8 protein-coding genes are annotated in these 16,269 nt (G+C 73.3%); 5 read left to right on the top strand and 3 right to left on the bottom strand.

Translation table 11 applies throughout. The features are described 5' to 3' along the window. Positions 1 to 966 (bottom strand): serine/threonine-protein kinase (locus tag HCC61_RS29595; protein WP_169140865.1); only part of this gene is annotated, 966 nt, incomplete at its 3' end. 464 nt (positions 967 to 1,430) lie between these two features. On the opposite strand from HCC61_RS29595, the gene HCC61_RS29590 reads away from it, so the two are divergent. The 4 genes from HCC61_RS29590 to HCC61_RS29575 all read left to right on the top strand — a co-directional run bounded on the left by HCC61_RS29590 (position 1,431) and on the right by HCC61_RS29575 (position 9,520). Then, positions 1,431 to 5,441 (top strand): FtsK/SpoIIIE domain-containing protein, encoded by a 4,011-nt coding sequence (locus HCC61_RS29590; protein WP_169140863.1) that lies wholly within the window; start codon positions 1,431 to 1,433, stop codon positions 5,439 to 5,441. Positions 5,442 to 5,584: 143 nt separating this feature from the next. Continuing rightward, positions 5,585 to 7,015, top strand: coding sequence for an ABC transporter substrate-binding protein (locus HCC61_RS29585; protein ID WP_169140861.1), 1,431 nt, complete (start codon positions 5,585 to 5,587; stop codon positions 7,013 to 7,015). A 271-nt stretch (positions 7,016 to 7,286) separates the two neighbouring features. After that, positions 7,287 to 8,567, top strand: a complete 1,281-nt coding sequence (locus tag HCC61_RS29580; RefSeq protein WP_169140869.1) for a sugar ABC transporter permease — start codon at positions 7,287 to 7,289, stop codon at positions 8,565 to 8,567. Beyond that, positions 8,564 to 9,520: a carbohydrate ABC transporter permease gene (locus tag HCC61_RS29575; RefSeq protein WP_169140859.1), complete on the top strand. Its 957-nt coding sequence runs from the start codon at positions 8,564 to 8,566 to the stop codon at positions 9,518 to 9,520. Before HCC61_RS29580 ends, HCC61_RS29575 begins: the two co-directional genes overlap by 4 nt. A gap of 157 nt (positions 9,521 to 9,677) precedes the next feature. Here HCC61_RS29575 and HCC61_RS29570 read toward each other — a convergent pair whose 3' ends face one another. After that, positions 9,678 to 10,676: a class I SAM-dependent methyltransferase gene (locus tag HCC61_RS29570; RefSeq protein ID WP_169140857.1), complete on the bottom strand. Its 999-nt coding sequence runs from the start codon at positions 10,674 to 10,676 to the stop codon at positions 9,678 to 9,680. A gap of 416 nt (positions 10,677 to 11,092) precedes the next feature. Between HCC61_RS29570 and HCC61_RS29565 the strand changes: the two genes are divergently transcribed. Then, on the top strand, positions 11,093 to 13,819 hold the full coding sequence (locus tag HCC61_RS29565; RefSeq protein WP_169140855.1) for a glycosyltransferase family 4 protein: 2,727 nt from the start codon (positions 11,093 to 11,095) through the stop codon (positions 13,817 to 13,819). On the opposite strand, the gene HCC61_RS30335 is transcribed toward HCC61_RS29565, so the two are convergent. Beyond that, complete coding sequence (locus tag HCC61_RS30335) at positions 13,762 to 16,200, bottom strand: hypothetical protein (protein ID WP_206323178.1); 2,439 nt, start codon at positions 16,198 to 16,200, stop codon at positions 13,762 to 13,764. The two genes, HCC61_RS29565 and HCC61_RS30335, sit on opposite strands and share 58 nt — an antisense overlap. Between the last annotated feature and the right edge of the window lie 69 nt (positions 16,201 to 16,269).

Genomic DNA, 16,269 nt, shown 5'->3' with positions numbered 1-16,269 from the left:
CGCCACCGCGCCGCCGCCGTGGCCCTGGCCGCTGCTGTCCGGCACCGACGCGGGCGCCGGGTCCGGCGCGAGGAGCCCGGCGACGCCCATCGCCGCGGCCGCCTGCTCGGGCGTGGCCTGCGCGCCGATGCCGGCCGCGACGGTACGCAGCGCGTTCGCGAGGTTCACCGCGCTCGGCCGCTCCTCGGGACGCTTGCGCAGACACCGCTCCGTCACGGTCCACAGCGGGTCGGGCATGCCCGGCGGACGCGCGGGCTCCTCACCGAGGTGGCGGTGGATCATCTCCAGGGCGGAGCCGCCCGCGAACGGCGGCTGCCCGGTGGACAGTTCGTACAGCAGGATGCCCGCGCCGTAGATGTCGACGGCGGACGTCTGCGGGCGGCCCTCGGCGGACTCGGGCGCCACATAGGCGGGCGTGCCGACGAACTCCTGGGTACGGGTCAGCCCCGGCGAATCGGCGAGCCGGGCGATGCCGAAGTCGGTGAGCATCGGGCGCATGCCCTCGGGGCCTTCGGCGAGCAGCACGTTGGCCGGCTTGAGGTCGCGGTGCACGATGCCGTCGGCGTGGCTCGCGGCGAGGGCGTCCGCGACCTGCGCCGTCACCAGCGCTGCGGCCACCGGCGAGAACGGGCCGTACTCCCGGAGGTAGCGCTGGAGGTCCGGGCCCTGGACCAGGTCCATCACTAGGGCGAGGAGATCGCCCTCCACGACGAGGTCCCGCGTGCGGACGATGTTGTGATGCGTGAGGCGGAGCAGGACGGAGCGCTCCCGCAGGAAGCGCATGACCACGTCGGGGTCGTTGGCCAGCTCCTCCTTGAGGACCTTGATCGCCACCGTCTCGCCGGGCTGGCCGGGCACCGCCGCCTCCGCGCCCGCCGTCTGGTTCTGCCTCGCCCGCCACACCGTGCCCGTGGCTCCGCGGCCCAGCGGTTCCTCGAGCAGGTACTTGCTGCCTACCGGCCGCACGTCAATGCGCTCCCTGAAGTCGTACTGCAATCCCGCCCACAATAGTGCCGTCTCCCGAACGGTCGACGCCGCATGCGAACGGATGGGCGACTTCCGGCAAAGACGCGTCGCGGTCCGCCGACGGTTGCGACGCCCGCCCGCCGTGCCGCCGCCGCGCCACGCGAGGGCGCGCATCGTATCCGCGGCCCTGTCCGGGCACGCCCTCTTGCGCACCGTGGCGCAAAATCAAGATCATTGACCGCCGCGAGCGGGACGCGATGTCGGCGGCGAGTGCGAAGATGCTCGCGGCATCGACAGCACTGTGCGCGAGCGCGTGCACCGGCGGAGCCGCACCGGCGTCCGCGGCGGCCCGTGCGTGGTGCTGTGCCATGTGGGACGTGTGTGCGCCGGGCGCGGACGCTGCGAGGTCGACCACCTCGTCTCGTACGCGGCGGGCGCACCGGTGGTCGGGACCGGGAGGGCCGATGCAGATCCGGCTGACTGTCACCCTCGGGCCGCGCGGAAGCGGCCAGGGCGCGGGTGGCGCGGCGGGTGCGCCGAGCGTGGGATCGGCGTGCGACGTACTGGTCACGGCCCCGGCCGGCACGCCGCTTTCGGCGGTGACCGGCGGGCTGGTCTCCTCGGCCGCGGCGGCGGTGAGCGGCGCGTCCGGCGCGGGCTCCGGCGCGGGTGCGGGCGGCCACGGCCAGGGCGGCGACTCCACCGCGGACTCCACGGCGGCGGTGTACGCCGGTACGGAGCGGCTCGATCCGCACCGTCAACTGCTGGGCGAGCCCCCGCTGCTGGACGGCGCGGTCGTCTCGCTGCACGGCCCGGCGCTCCCGTCGGCGGCCCCGGCCCTCGCGGCCTACGGTTCGGCGAAGGCGCGGCTGCACGTCGTCTCGGGCCCGGACGCCGGCGGCATACACCTCTTGCAGGGCGGCAAGGTCCGGCTCGGCCGCTCCGCCGAGGCTGACGTGCCGCTCGACGACCCGGACGTCTCCCGGCTGCACTGCGCGGTGACGGTCTCCGACGGCGGCGCCGTCACGGTCGCCGATCTCGGCTCCACGAACGGCACGTCGCTCGACGGGGCGCCCGTCGGAGCGCAGCCCGTGCTGTTCCGTCCCGGGTCGACGCTGCGAGTCGGGGAGTCGGCACTGCGGATCGAGACGGCCGCCCAGGACGCTCCGGCGGAGCCCGGCGCGGGCGCCGGCGAGCTGCCGTCGCAGGCTTCCGGGCCCCGTCCGCTGCCCGCGTCCCTGCCGACCGAGCCGGACGGCCACGGGCAGCTGCGGCTCGCGGCCGCGCCCGGCGGCGGACCGTCCGGTCCGGCCGGTCCTGGCGGTCCTGGCGGTCCGGAGGCCGGGGAGCGGGAGCGCGCGCAGGGACGGCCGCAGGCGGGCGGGGCGGATGCCTTCGGCGTACGGGGAGAGGTACGCGGAAACGCACGGGGAGACGTACGGGGAGAGGGGGCGGGCGCGGGCGGCGGGGCCGGTTCCGTGGACCGTTCGCACGGCTACGCACCGGGCCCCTTCCCGGACGGCGGCACCACGCACGGCTCGGGAATCGCCCAACACTCCCGTTACACACAGCAGTTCACGCCGCCCGCGGAGACCGGGCACGGGCCGGGCGACGAAGCGTCCGCAGGGGGCCCGGCTCCCGGCGGGTCCGGTGGGCCGGGCGCGCCTGCCGGGCGTGAGTCCGAGCGGCCCCGTGCGCGGGGACTGGGCGCGTGGGCGCGGCGCTTCGCGGGCAGCCAGCAGGACGAGGGCGCCACGGGGCCGCACACGGGTCCCGGTGGCGCCGGTGCGCGGACCGGCGCGGCGCCCGGTTCGGCCACGCCGCATGCGTCCGGCCCCGGGGTCCCCGGCTCCCGTGGTCCCGCTCCGGACGGCGCGGACGCATCCGCACGTACCGCGGCCGAGGACGCACGCCGGCCCGACCCGGCCACGATCCTGCTCACCGCGCTCGGCCCCGGCCCCCGGCTCTGGGAGCGCGAGCCCGCCCACCCGGAGGCCCTGACCGTGCGGATCGGCACGGCGCACCGGGTCCACGGCCGTCCCGGCGCTCCGGTCACCGTCGATCTGCGGGAGGCGGGCGCGCTGGGGCTGGCGGGGCCGCGTCCACGGCTCATGGGCCTGGCGCGCTCACTGCTGGCGCAGCTCGCCGCTCTGCACGGGCCGAGCAGCCTGGAGATGGTGCTGATCTCGGCGGACCGTACGTACGACGCCGAGGACCGCGTCCGCGACTGGTCGTGGCTGGGGTGGCTGCCCCACCTCCGTCCGGTGCACGGCCAGGACTGCCGGCTGCTGACGGCGTACGACCGCGACCAGGCGGCCGCGCGAGTCGCCGAACTCACCCACAGGCTGGAGGAGTTGCGCCAGCACACGGGACATCCCGACGGCCCGGCGGGCGCCCCGCACGCCGCGGGGGCGGCTCCCGTGCCGTATCCCGGTCCCGGCCCGGCCCCCGGTCCGTACACGCTGCTCGTCGTCGACGGCGATCCCGGCTCGGCCGCGCTGCGCGACGCCGTCGCGCGGCTGGCGGCGGAGGGGCCGGCGGCCGGCATCCATCTGCTCGCTCTCGCGGAGACACCCGCGGCGACGCCGTCCTCCCCCGTCTCGGAGACGGTTCGGGCCGCGTACGAGACGTCGGCCGCCTTCCGCGAGTGCGGCGCGCTCGCGCTGCTCAGCGGCGCGGTCGCCACAGCGGTACGGGTGGTGCGGCGGGACGCCCCAGCACCCGGCGGCACAGGCACCGGTGCCGTTGCCGCCGCCCCCGGGGCGTCCGGCACCCCCGGCGCGGCCAACACGCCCGCGGCGCCCGGCACTTCGGGCACGGTCTGCACGCTCGACGCGGTCTCCGCGGCCTGGGCGGAGCGGTTCGCGCGGGCCATGGCACCGCTACGCGAGTCCGAGGGCGCCCGGGCACGTACGGGCACGGCGCGCTCCGTGGTCACGCTGCCGCGCAGCACCCGCCTGCTCGACGAGCTCGGCCTGGCCCGCGCAACTCCCGCCGCGCTGCTCGCCCGTTGGGCCGAGCCGGGCGGAAAGGCGGCGGATCCGGCCCGTGCGGGATCCGGGCCAATCGGACCGTCCGGCCCGTCCGGGGCGTCCGGAGCGTCCGTCCCGTCTGGAGCCGCGTCCGCTGCGGCACGCCCCGCGGAGGCCCGGGCCGCCCTGGTCTTCGGCGCCGGGCCACGCGGCCCGCTGGAAGCCGAGTTGGGCCTCGCCCGTGGGCACGCGCTCATCACGGGCCCCCCGGACTCCGGCAAGACGGAGCTGCTGCGCTCGCTCGCCGCCTCCCTGTCCGTGGGCAGCCCGCCCGACCGGCTCCAGCTCGTGCTGGTCGACGGCGACGGTGCCACGGGCGACGGCCTGGACACCTGCCTCGAACTGCCGCACGCCCGGCACCATCTCGCCGCCAGCGACCCGGGCCGCATGCGGGAGTTCGCCCAGTCGCTGAGCGGGGAGCTCAAGCGCCGTGCCGAACTGTTCGGCGCGGACGGCACGTTCGAGGGACTGACGCGTCTGCTCGCCCGCACCGGACAGCGGCCGTCCGCCCAGCAGCAGCCCCGCCGTGCGGAGCCGGCCCTCGGCGCCGGCACGGACGCGTTGGGCGAGGCCCGTACGGACACCCGCGCGGAGTCCCGTACGGACACCCGTGCCGAAGCGCGTGCCGACGCCCGCGCGGAATCGCGGGCCGAGTCCCGCCAAGCCGAGGCACCCGTCACCCTCCGCCTCCGCACCCAGCCGGACCCGGCCTCGGGGCCCGCCGCGGGATCCGCCTCGGGGTCCGCCTCGGAGCCCGCCGCCGGCATCTCCACGGGCGGTACGCAGGACGCCGGCACGGACGCCCCGGACGGGGCCGCGACCAGCAGCGCGACCGCAGCGACCGTTCAACACTTGGACGCACAGGCCGCGGCTCTCCCCAGAATCGTCATCCTTGTCGACGACTTCGACACACTCGCCGACCCTTCCCTCGGCAATCCGGGCCGCCCCGCGGCGGGTTCGGTGATGCGCGCCCTGGAGGGCGTCGCGCGGGAGGGTGCGCGCCTCGGCATGCACATCGTGGCGGCGAGCGGGCGCCCGGACCGCACGGCGGGCACCGCCGTCGCCCAGGCCGCAGCGCTGCGCGCCGAACTCTCCCGGCACGGCGCCGCCGACGGCTCCGGCGCGGAGGGCCCGGTCCCCGGCCGCGGCACGCTGTTCGAGGCGGACGGCAGGGTCACGGCCTTCCAGGCGGGCCGGATCACGGGCCGCATCCCGCGCACCGCGACTCAGCGCCCGACGGTCGTTCCGCTGGACTGGACGCGCGCCGGCGACCCGCCGGCCCGCCGCCCCGTGAGGGAGCTCGGCAACGGCCCGACGGACCTCGCTCTGCTCGCGAGCGCGGTGACGCGCGCCGCGCAGTCGCTTGGGCTGGACCGACAGGAATCGGGCATGCCCGCTGCGAACAGATCACGGAGTGGTCAAGATGAGGTTCTTGAAAGCTGACAACGTATTGCGGCCTCTCCGCGTTCAGGCGTAGGACTTTGCGCACGGGACTGAGGGCGTGGACCAGAAGCCCTCTGCCTTGTGACCAAGCGGCGCGGCGGCCGGGATCCGGGGCCGCGCCTCCGATTGGGACGGCGGGAGCTATGCGTAATTCGGTCGGTGCGACTGGTGCTTCGGGCACCACGAGCCACACCAGCATCTTCAGCAAGACCGGTACCACCAGGGCTGCTGCACGTGGAGCGGTGGCGCTGTGCGCTGTCGCGGCCCTTTCGCTGACAGCCGCCTGTAGCGGCGGCGGAAGCGACGACAAGGGGGAGGCAGGCGGCTCGTCCCAGGCGGACAAGTCCACCGTGAAGCTGCCCAAGCTCAAGGGCGAGAAGCTTCAGGTCGCCGCCGTGTGGACCGGCGATGAGGGCAAGAACTTCCAGAAGGTCACCGATGCCTTCGAGAAGCGCACGGGCGCGCAGGTCGAGGTCACGCCCACGGGCGACAATGTGGCGACGTACCTCGGGTCGAAGATCGAGGGCGGCTCGCCGCCGGACGTCGCGATGCTGCCGCAGGTCGGCGTGCTCAACCAGTTCGCCGAGAAGGGCTGGCTCAAGCCGCTCGACCAGGCCACCAAGGACCAGCTCAGCAAGAACTTCTCCAAGGGCTGGCAGGACCTGGGCGCCAACAAGGGCAAGCAGTACGGCGTCTACTTCAAGGCCGCCAGCAAGTCGCTGATCTGGTACAACTCCGGCGCTTACAAGAACGCGGGAGTGAGCGAGGCGAAGACCTGGAAGGACTTCGTCAAGAACGCCCAGACGATCGCCGACTCCGGTGTCGAGCCGGTCTCCGTCGGCGGCGCCGACGGCTGGGTCCTCACCGACTGGTTCGAGAACATCTACCTCTCGCAGGCGGGCCCGGACAAGTACGACAAGCTCGCCAAGCACGAGATCAAGTGGACCGATCCTTCGGTGAAGAAGGCGCTGACCACTCTCGCCGAGCTGTTCGGCAAGAAGGAGCTGCTCGCCGGCGGCAACAAGGGCGCGCTCCAGACCGACTTCCCCAAGTCCGTGACGCAGGCCTTCGACTCCACCGACACCCCGAGCGCCGCGAGCGTCTTCGAGGGCGACTTCGTCGGCATCAACGTCGCGAACGACACCAAGGCGAAGATCGGCAAGGACGCGAAGGTCTACCCGTTCCCGACCGTCGACGGCAAGGCCCCGGTGGTCACCGGCGGCGACGCGGCCGTGGCGCTCAAGGACAGCAAGGCCGCGCACGCCCTGCTGACGTTCCTCGCCTCCCCGGAGGCGGCCGCGGTCTGGGCCCAGCAGGGCGGTTTCGTCTCGCCGAACAAGAACCTCGACGGCAAGGCGTACCCGAACGACGTGCAGCGCGAGATCGGCAAGGCCCTGGTCTCCGCGGGCGACGACTTCCGCTTCGACATGTCCGACCAGGCGCCCGCCGCGTTCGGCGGCACCAAGGGCAAGGGCGAATGGAAGGCCCTCCAGGACTTCCTGAAGAACCCGAAGGACGTGGCAGGCACCCAGAGCGCCCTGGAGGCCGCGGCCACCAAGGCGTACAAGGACTGAACCCCGCGCCGGTTCACAGCACGCTCTGCGGGCCGGCGGCCGAAGCGCCGGTGCCGGGCCCGTCCTGAAAGGGGACGGGCCCGGCACTCGCGACGCCGCTTCAACGGGCCCACCCGGATCGCGACTTCGATCACCTCACTCCGCCCGGACAAGGGACACGACTGTCATGCCCACCCCTACCGCGCCACCGCCGACGCCGCCTGACGGTGCGTCCGCCGCCGCGGCCTCGGCCCCGTCGGCGCCCAAGGCCGTGAACGCCTCCGTCTCCGTGATGCGTTCGCGCCCCTGGATCGCCTTCGCGTTCCTGCTGCCCGCGCTGCTGCTGCTGAGCGCCCTCGTCATCTACCCGATCCTGTACTCCGTCTTCCGCAGCACCTTCGACGCCTCGGGAACGAGCTTCATCGGATTCGGGAACTACGTCGAAGTCTTCACGGACGACGACATCCTGACGGCGTTCAAGAACAACATCATCTGGGTCATCGTCGTCCCGTCGGTGTGCACGGCGCTGGGTCTGATCTTCGCCGTGCTGACCGAACGGGTGCGCTGGGGCACGGCGTTCAAGCTCATCATCTTCATGCCGATGGCGATCTCCATGCTCGCCGCGGGCATCATCTTCCGCCTCGTCTACGAGCAGGACCCCCAGCAGGGCGTCGCCAACGCCGTCTGGGTGGGCGTGCACGACAGCTTCACCGAGTCCTCCGCCTGGCCCGGTGCCCGCCCGCGGCCCAACTCCGACCTGGCCAAGTCCGGCAAGGGCGACTACACCACCAAGTCGGCGGTCTCCGCGTCCGGTCCGGCCAACCTCGCACTCGTCGGCGTACCGCCGAAGGAAGCCGCCGGTGCCGCTCCCGCCAAGACCGCGAAGCCCGGCAAGGCCGGCGAGGTCACCGGCACGGTGTGGCTCGACTTCGCCCCCGGCGGCGCGGGCAAGCCCGACGTCGTCGACAAGAAGGAGAAGGCGCTCGCCGGCATCAAGGTCGAGGCGGTCAAGGGCGGCAAGGTCGTCGGCAAGGCCGAGACCGCCAAGGACGGCACGTTCTCACTGCCGTCCAAGGCCGACGGCGCGAAACTGCGCCTGCCCGCCTCGAACTTCGCCGCGCCCTACAACGGCATCGACTGGCTCGGCTCGACCCTGGTGACGCCCTCCATCATCGGCTCGTACGTATGGATGTGGGCCGGCTTCGCCATGGTGCTGATCGCTGCCGGACTCGCGGGCGTGCCGCGGGAGTTGCTGGAGGCGGCGAGAGTCGACGGCGCCAACGAGTGGCAGGTCTTCCGCAAGATCACGGTGCCGGTGCTGGCTCCCGTCCTCGGAGTCGTGGTCGTCACGTTGATGATCAACGTGCTGAAGATCTTCGACCTCGTCTACATCATCGCGCCCAGCGCGAGCCAGAGCGAAGCCAACGTGCTCGCCCTCCAGCTGTATCTGTCGTCCTTCGGCGCCGGTTCGAACCAGGGCATCGGCAGCGCCATCGCCGTCATCCTGCTGCTGCTCGTCCTGCCGGTGATGGTCGTCAACATCCGTCGCCTGCGAAGGGAGGCCCGCCGATGACCACCGTCAGCGCGGCCCAGCCAGAACCGACCGCGACCGTCGCCCCGGCGGCGCCGGGGCCTTCCGGGGAGAAGAAGACCTCGGTCGCGACCCGGCTGATCGGCCTCACCGGGCACTGGGCGGTACGTCTCGGTCTCGTCGTCGTGGCGCTGGTGTGGCTCATGCCGACCGTGGGCCTGCTCAGCTCGTCGCTGCGCAGCCCCGAGGACATCGGCGTCTCCGGCTGGTGGAGCGTCTTCGACCTCAACTCCAGCTTCCCGTGGGTGCTCGACGCGGGCCAGTTCACCGGCGAGAACTACAGCGCGCTGCTCTCCAACGAGCTGGTGACGGGCTCGCTGTTCACAACGCTGCTGATCACCATCCCCTCGACCATCACCGTCGTGGTCATCGGCGCGCTCGCGGGATACGCCTTCGCGTGGCTGGAGTTCCCCGGGCGCGACTGGTGCTTCCTGATCGTCGTGGGCCTGCTCGTCGTACCGGTGCAGGTGGCGCTCATCCCGGTCGCGAAGCTCTTCAACACGCTCGGGCTGTTCGAGACGACGGCCGGCGTCGTCGTCTTCCACACCGCCTTCGGCCTGCCGTTCGCGGTCTTCCTCCTGCGCAACTTCTTCGCGGAGATCCCCCGCGAACTGCTGGAGGCGGCCCGCCTCGACGGCGCCGGCGAGATCCGGCTCTTCACCCGCGTGGTGATGCCGCTCGGCGGCCCGGCGATCGCGTCCCTGGGGATCTTCCAGTTCCTGTGGGTGTGGAACGACATGCTCGTCGCGCTGATCTTCGCGGACTCCAGCAATCCGCCGATCACGGTGGCGCTGCAACAGCAGGTCCGCCAGTTCGGCAACAACATCGACGTGCTGGCGCCGGGCGCCTTCGTATCGATGATCATCCCGCTGATCGTCTTCTTCGCGTTCCAGCGCCAGTTCGTCTCGGGAATGATGGCGGGCGCCGTGAAGTAGCGGCAAAGCAGAAGGAGCTGCGAAGCAGAAGCAGCAGCGAAGCGGCGGCCGTGCAGGGGCACTTCGGCACGGAACGCACCTCGCCGCCGCGGCGCACAGTGGCATACCGCCACGACAACAGCACAGCGGACCACGCGGGGGCCGCCGCCCCCTCCCGTCACCGGCCCCGGTCGCCCCGCAGCGCCCGGGCCAGGTGGCGGGAGATCACGGGCGGCAGCACCTCGCGTGCGGCACGGCGGGACAGCGCGGACAGCGCCGCGCCCCTGCTGCGCCGCCCCCCGCCGTCACCATCCGAATCCCGGGCCGCGGCCCGGGATTTCGCATGCCGGGAGTGCGGCAGCTCCGGCGGCGCAGCCTTGTCGGCGCCCACCAGCAGCAGCCGGTGCCCCGCCACGTCCTGCCACTGGAGCCAGCAGTCCCCGCGCTCCCGCAGCGCCGCGTACAGCTCCTGCTGCACGGCGGAGGGGTCGCCCCAAGTGCCGTAGAACTTCTGCGCGCTGACGCACACGGGCCGCAGTCCGTCCTCCAGTACCGCCTGCCATGTCGCGCACGCCACTCCCGGCGTGTGCGACGAGCGGTAGTCGTCCAGTACGACGATGCCGTCCCGGGTCAGGGTGCCGCGTGCCGCCGCGATGTCCGGACGTACGTGCTCGTAGAGGTGCGACGCGTCGATGTGCACGAACCGGCAGCTGTCCGGGGCGACTTCGCCGGGGACGACGGACGTCGGCGCGTGCAGCACCCGCGGCAGCTCGTCGTGGAAGGAGAGATAGTTGGCCTCGAAGCCGCGCCGGGTCAGGGTCGAGTACGAGCCGCGCATCTCGCGTTCGTTGCTCTCCGTCGGCGCCTCGGAGCCGAAGAGATCGCACACGGTGAACGTTTCTTCGTCGCGCAGGTACGAGCGCAGCATTATGGCGCTCTTGCCGAGATAGGCGCCCATCTCCAGCAGGTCTCCGCGCTGTTCGAGCCTGCGCTGCCGCGAGAGCAGCCAGTCGAAGAGCACGATGTCGGTGTTGTAGAACCAGCCGCGCACTTCGCGGAAGGAGCGCGGCCGGGGCAGCGGGGTCTCCCGGGACTCCTCGTCTGCCGCTGCGTTGCCGTCGGCTTCAGCGGCCGTGGCCCGGGTCGTGGATGCGGTGGGGGTTGAGGGGGAGGTCATGACGAGCGCTTCTCCTCGTACGGCGAAAGGCGGAACGAGGGCACCCGGACCGCGCGGAATCCTGTCGTGAATCCCGGTCCGCAGGGCCCACACGCCCTGTATATGAGGCCGCCGCCCCCGCATGCACGCCCGTACAGCCGCCCCGAACAGGGCTTCCGCCGACCGACGTCCCGCGTCCACCAATGGTTCAGCCGCTGTTGGTGACGGGCTACGGAAACGCACACGGACGGATGCGGAGCGCACCGGCGCGGGCCCCGGGCCGAGTTCCCTCCGTACAGCCGCCCTTCGAACACGTCGAGTTCGGTCGTGCTGGCTATTTTCAGATGGCATATGGAGAATACTGCCGATATGGGGCATTTCGGATGCCCCTTTTTCAGGGCAGCACCTTCGAGCCGCACCTGTGAGGAACAGGCCAGATGAGAATCGCTTTTCTGCTGGACAATGCCTACGGAATCGGCGGAACGATCCGCTCCACGGTGAATCTCTCCCGGGCGCTTGCCGATCGCCACACGGTCGAGGTCGTCAGTCTCCGCCGCACGGTCCGCGACACCGCGCTCACCTTCGACCCCCGGGTCAGGATGACCCACCTCCTGGAACTGCGCCGCAGCGAGCGCGGCCACGACGGTGACGACCCCCGATTCCGTGAGGCCAGCCACCGCTTCACCGAGGGTGCCGACCATCTGCAACGCGGCGTCGCCACCCACCTCGGCGACCTGCGCGTCGAGGAGTATCTGCGCGAGACCGACGCCGACGTCGTCATCGCCACCCGCCCCAAGATCAACGACTATCTGGCGGCGTACGGCAGCGACCGCTATCTGCGGATCGGCCAGGAGCACCTCACGCACTCCATGCACAGCGAACACGTCCGTTCCCACCAGGACGCGGCCATCCCGCTGCTCGACGCCTTCGTCACCGTCTCCTACGCCGACGCCGCCAACTACCGCGCCGCCATCGCCGGCACCGGCACCGAGACCGCCGAGCACGACGCCCTGATCACCTGCATTCCCAACGCCGTGCCCGCCGTCGACGTCGAACCCTCCGACGGCGAGAGCAGACTGATCGTCGCCGCGGGCCGGCTGATCAAGGTCAAGCGCTACGACCGGCTGCTGAAGGCCTTCGCGATCGTCTCCCAGCGGCACCCGGACTGGCGGCTCCGGCTGTACGGACGCGGGCGGCAGCAGGCGGCGCTGCGGGCGAGGATCGACAGCCTCGGCCTCTACGACCGGGCGTTCCTGATGGGGCCGCACGCGCCCATCGAGGCCGAGTGGGCGAAGGGCGCGATCGCGGCCGTCTCCTCCGACGCCGAGTCCTTCGGGATGACGCTCGTCGAAGCAATGCACTGCGGTGTGCCGGTCGTGAGCACCGACTGCCCGTACGGGCCGGGAGAGATCATCAGCAACGGCCGGGACGGGCTGCTCTCGCCGCTCGGCCCGACGGAGAAGGACAGCGTCCGCGCCTACGCGGACGCGCTGACGCAGCTGATCGAGAACCCCGAACTGCGGTACCGGATGAGCCAGTCCGCGCTGGAGAAGGCAGCCCGCTACTCGCCGGAGCGCATCGCGGGCGAGTACGAGCAGCTGATCGAGAAGCTGCTGGAGCAGCGCGAGAGCAGGGGCGCCCGGCCGGAACGGATCCGGGCGGGCGCGGCGACGGGTACTGCTGCGGGCGCGGGGGCCGCGGGTGCCGCGGCGGAAACGGGAAGCGTGGGTGCTGCGGTGGAAGCGGGGGCCGCGGGAGGCGCGGGAGGCGCGGCGGGGGCCGGTGCGGGGAGCGAAGGGGCGGGCGCGGTCGCGGGGGCCGCACCGGCCCCGGGAACCTCCGGTCCGGCCACGGCCGCACCGGCACCACCGGCTCACCCCGCACCGCCCGCCGGGACAGGAGCGGGGACGGCGGGAACGGCGGGAACGGCGGAGACGGCGGGAACGGCGGGAACGGCGGGAACGGTCGCGGGGACGGGGGCCGCGGCCGGTTCCGCGTCCGAGCCCCAGCGCCCGGGCCCACCGGCGACCGCGCCCGCTCCCCCGGCCGCTCCCGGGCACGCGGCGGACGCCCGTAAGCCGAGTCCGGCCGCGCCCGCCCCGCCACGGTCCCGCCCCGTCCGCCGCTTCGCCCTGCGCGTCGCCGGTCCCGTGCTGCGCCCCGCCGTACGTGCCTGGCGGCGGCACACCGCCGCGAACCGGCCCGCCGCGAAGCTGCGCCGCCCGGTCGCCCGCACCCGAGTCGCCCTGGACGGTTCGCTGGTGATCCGCCTGCTCGCCAAGCGGCTGCCGAAGACGTCGTCCGCGCTGCTGCTGCGCTCCCGCCGGGACAGCGGAGCCCCCCGCCGGATCCCCCTGCCGCCACGTTCCGAGGCCGTCGACGGCTGGGTCGAGGTGCGGGTGGACCACGCGGCCCACACGCTGAGCGAGGACCGCTGGGACACCTACGTGGAACGGGCCGCGGACAAGAAGCGCAAGCGGGTCCAGTCCGAACTCGTCGAGACCGCACGGCTGTTGTCGATGCCCGCCCCGGTCGACGGCGACGGCGTGCTCACCCCGTGGGTTCCGTACACCACCCTCGACGGCTATCTCGCCGTGCGCGCCTGGCACCGTACCGGGCACGCCGAGGTCACCTCCATCGAGCTGGGGCAGGAGAGCTGCACCGTGCGGGCCGAGCTGTACGGCCGTGCCGCCCGGGCCGCGGCCGAGGACGGCGGTGCGGTCGTCGGGGTTGCCCGCTCGAAGTCCGAGCCGGACTTCGAGCTTCCCTTCGAGGTCGCCGAGGGATTCGTGCCGTCGCTCTCCTTCGAGGTCCCGTACGAGCTGCCGGCGGCTCTGGACTCGGGGAACCTGAAGGGCGTCTGGGACCTGTGGCTCCGTACGGGTGGCGAGGACGCGCCGCGCGTGCGCTTCGGACGGCTGCTCGGCGACCTCGCCGACCGCAAGAAGACCGACCTGGTCCCGCGGGTACGGCTCGGGGAGACCGAGACCGGGGTGTGGTTCTACTTCTCGCTGATCAACGACCTGGTAGTGGCGATGCAGCCGCTGCCGTACGAGAAGCCGCCCACGGCGGCGCCCGCGAAGAGCGCGGCGGCGGAAGCGGCGGGTCAGGGCGCGCCGTCGGCCCCGTCCGCCTCGTCCTCGCCGAGCACGCCGGCCCCCTGACCGGACGGGACGCCGGAGGTGCCGGGCGGCCCTGACGGCGCTTCCGCGTCCCGCGCTTCCGGCCGGTCCGGCTCTTCCGGTCCGTTCGTACCGTCCGGCGCTTCCGGTCCGTCCGGTACGGGCGCCCCGGCGGCCTCACGCATCGCGGCGCTCCCCCGGCGCTCGCCGTGCGCCCGCGCCTCCGCTTGCAGCGCCGCCACCGCCCTCTGGAAGCGGACCGCCGACGGTGGTTCGTCCGGCCCCAGCAGATACGCCTTGAGCTCCGCGCGCGCCGGCCGCAGCACGTCCCCGTCCGGCTCGCACACCGACTCCAGCAGGTCGGGGACACCGTCCGCCTCCGGCGCCAGTACGGTCGCGGCCCGCACGGTCGGGAAGCCCGCCCGGAACTCCTCCTCCGTCAGGCCGGTGGTGTTGACCACCGCGTACGGCTTCTCGCTGCTCAGATAGTCCGAGACGACGCTGGAGACGTCCGAGACGAGCAGATCGGCCTGGTTGAAGCAGGAGTGGATGCCCGGGCGCCGGCCCGTGAGCACCAGATGTCCCCACGGATCGCACGCGCGCCAGTAGCACTCCTCCCACGCCTCGACGGTCGTACGTACCGTCGCCTCGGACGGCCACGCACCGGGATGCTGCCGCAGCATCCGCTCCGCCTCGTCCCTGCCGCGGGGGGCGGACGGCCCGTCGAGCGCGGCGAGTTCGGCCTCGCGGCGCTCCAGTTCCGCGGCCGCCCCGGCGTCGGGGTGGGCCGGGTCGTCCGCGTGAGCCGGTCCGTCCGCGTGGCCCGGCCCGGTGTCCGCGCGTCCCGGACGGGCGGCGCGGGCCGCCCGGCGGCGTGCCTCGGCCTCGGCGATCTGCCCGCGGATGCGCCTGTCGACGTCGGCGACCGCGGGGTCGACGGAGCCCGTCATCGGGTGGGGCTTGTAGAGCAGCCGCACCCGTTCGTCCGCGAGCAGCGCGGCGACGATCCGTTCACCGGCCAGCGGCAGCGACGTATTGCCCGGGTCGTCGGTCCACCCCTCCCACGTCGGCGCGTACAGCACGGTGACGGGACGCCCTGGCGCGGGCGGCCCCGCATACGGGCGTACGGGCTCCAGCTGCGGGCGGCCCACCTCCACCACGTCCTCGTCGCGTACGCCGATGCCCGCGAGACGGTAGCGCTCGCGGGCCGCCGGTCCCGCGACCCAGACCTCGTCGTAGGCCTTCGCGTACGGGTTGCAGGAGGAGAGCTTGTCGCTCTCGCCGTGGTTGATGAAGGCGTGCTTGATGGTGGGGATGCGCAGCACGTGGGAGGTCTTGCCGGAGTTGGCGGGGTGCAGCAGCACGGGCAGCCCGGAGTGCTCCAGCCGCATCAGATGGGCGACCTTCGGGATGCAGAGGACGGGCACGTCGGTGGCGTCGAGCTTCTGCACCATGAAGCGCTCACGCAGCACGATCAGCGGGCGGCCCTCCAGCCGGGCGAGCGTCGGCAGCCACATGTCGGCCTGGTACGCGGAGGCCGTGCCGCCGGAGAAATACATCCCGACCGTCGGCCGGTACGCGGCCAGCCAGCCGTCGAGCCAGGCCAGCACCTCCTCCTCACTCGCCGGGCGGCGGCCGGGCAGCAGCATGCACGCCAGGTGCAGCGTGCCGGCCAGCAGCACCGCCCAGCAGGCGAGGGCCACCAGGGCGCCCCACCGCGCGTCGCCCGTGGCGGCGGAGACCCCGGCGCCCGCGGCGACGAGGGCGGAGCAGGCCAGCAGCCTGGCGGCGCCGTTGCGGCCGAAGAGCGCGGGCGGCGCGGGGCCGATGCGCAGCGCGGACACGTCGATGTTGCGCGTGACCACCGGCAGGCGGCGCGACCTGCGTACGCGTGCGGCCACCGCCTGGCACATGAAGTGCGCCGCCCAGCAGCCGAGCACGGCGACCAGCAGCCAGACCGCGTAGTTCAGGGGACGTAGCACGTCAAGCCGCGCCAGCCCGCCGAGCAGAAGCGCGTCGCGCAGCAACTGCCTCACGGGGTGGTGGAGTTGGGCGCCTGCGAGGCTGCGGGCCAGTGCGCGGCGGCGGGTGAGGACCCACGATTCGGTGAGGACGCCGAGGGCGGCACCGGCGACGACGAGGGCCGCCGACGCCAGCAGGAGGCCCAGCAGCTGAAGGAGATATCCGGCGGCCAGCAGGGCCAGCGCGGCGGCGGTGCCGAGGGAGTCGCGCGTGATTCGCGGTCCCCGGGGCGTCTGCCCGGGCAGGGGTGCGGGTGCGGGTGCGGGTGCGGGCTCCGCCGGGGCCGGTGCGGGCGCGGGCGCATTCCCGGCCGCGGGCGCATTCCCGGCCGCGGGCCCGGGTGCCGGCGTCGAAGCGGAACCGGGTGTCGAAGCGGAAGCTGCATCGGGCTCGGTGCGCATGGGCCTCCCCTTGCGGTCCCCTCCAGTGAAGACCGGCGCTGCGCGGCGTGCGCCCTGGATACCCCCGAA

This window comes from Streptomyces sp. HNM0575 (assembly GCF_012726265.1).
Taxonomy (GTDB): Bacteria; Actinomycetota; Actinomycetes; order Streptomycetales; family Streptomycetaceae; genus Streptomyces.
This window is presented reverse-complemented; position numbering and strand designations above follow the sequence as displayed.

Coding starts and splice junctions, on each gene's coding strand:
- HCC61_RS30335 (WP_206323178.1), bottom strand. CDS start 16,200: ATGCGCACCGAGCCCGATGCAGCTTCCGCTTCGACACCCGGTTCCGCT.
- HCC61_RS29565 (WP_169140855.1), top strand. CDS start 11,093: ATGAGAATCGCTTTTCTGCTGGACAATGCCTACGGAATCGGCGGAACG.
- HCC61_RS29590 (WP_169140863.1), top strand. CDS start 1,431: ATGCAGATCCGGCTGACTGTCACCCTCGGGCCGCGCGGAAGCGGCCAG.
- HCC61_RS29570 (WP_169140857.1), bottom strand. CDS start 10,676: ATGACCTCCCCCTCAACCCCCACCGCATCCACGACCCGGGCCACGGCC.
- HCC61_RS29585 (WP_169140861.1), top strand. CDS start 5,585: ATGCGTAATTCGGTCGGTGCGACTGGTGCTTCGGGCACCACGAGCCAC.
- HCC61_RS29575 (WP_169140859.1), top strand. CDS start 8,564: ATGACCACCGTCAGCGCGGCCCAGCCAGAACCGACCGCGACCGTCGCC.
- HCC61_RS29580 (WP_169140869.1), top strand. CDS start 7,287: ATGCGTTCGCGCCCCTGGATCGCCTTCGCGTTCCTGCTGCCCGCGCTG.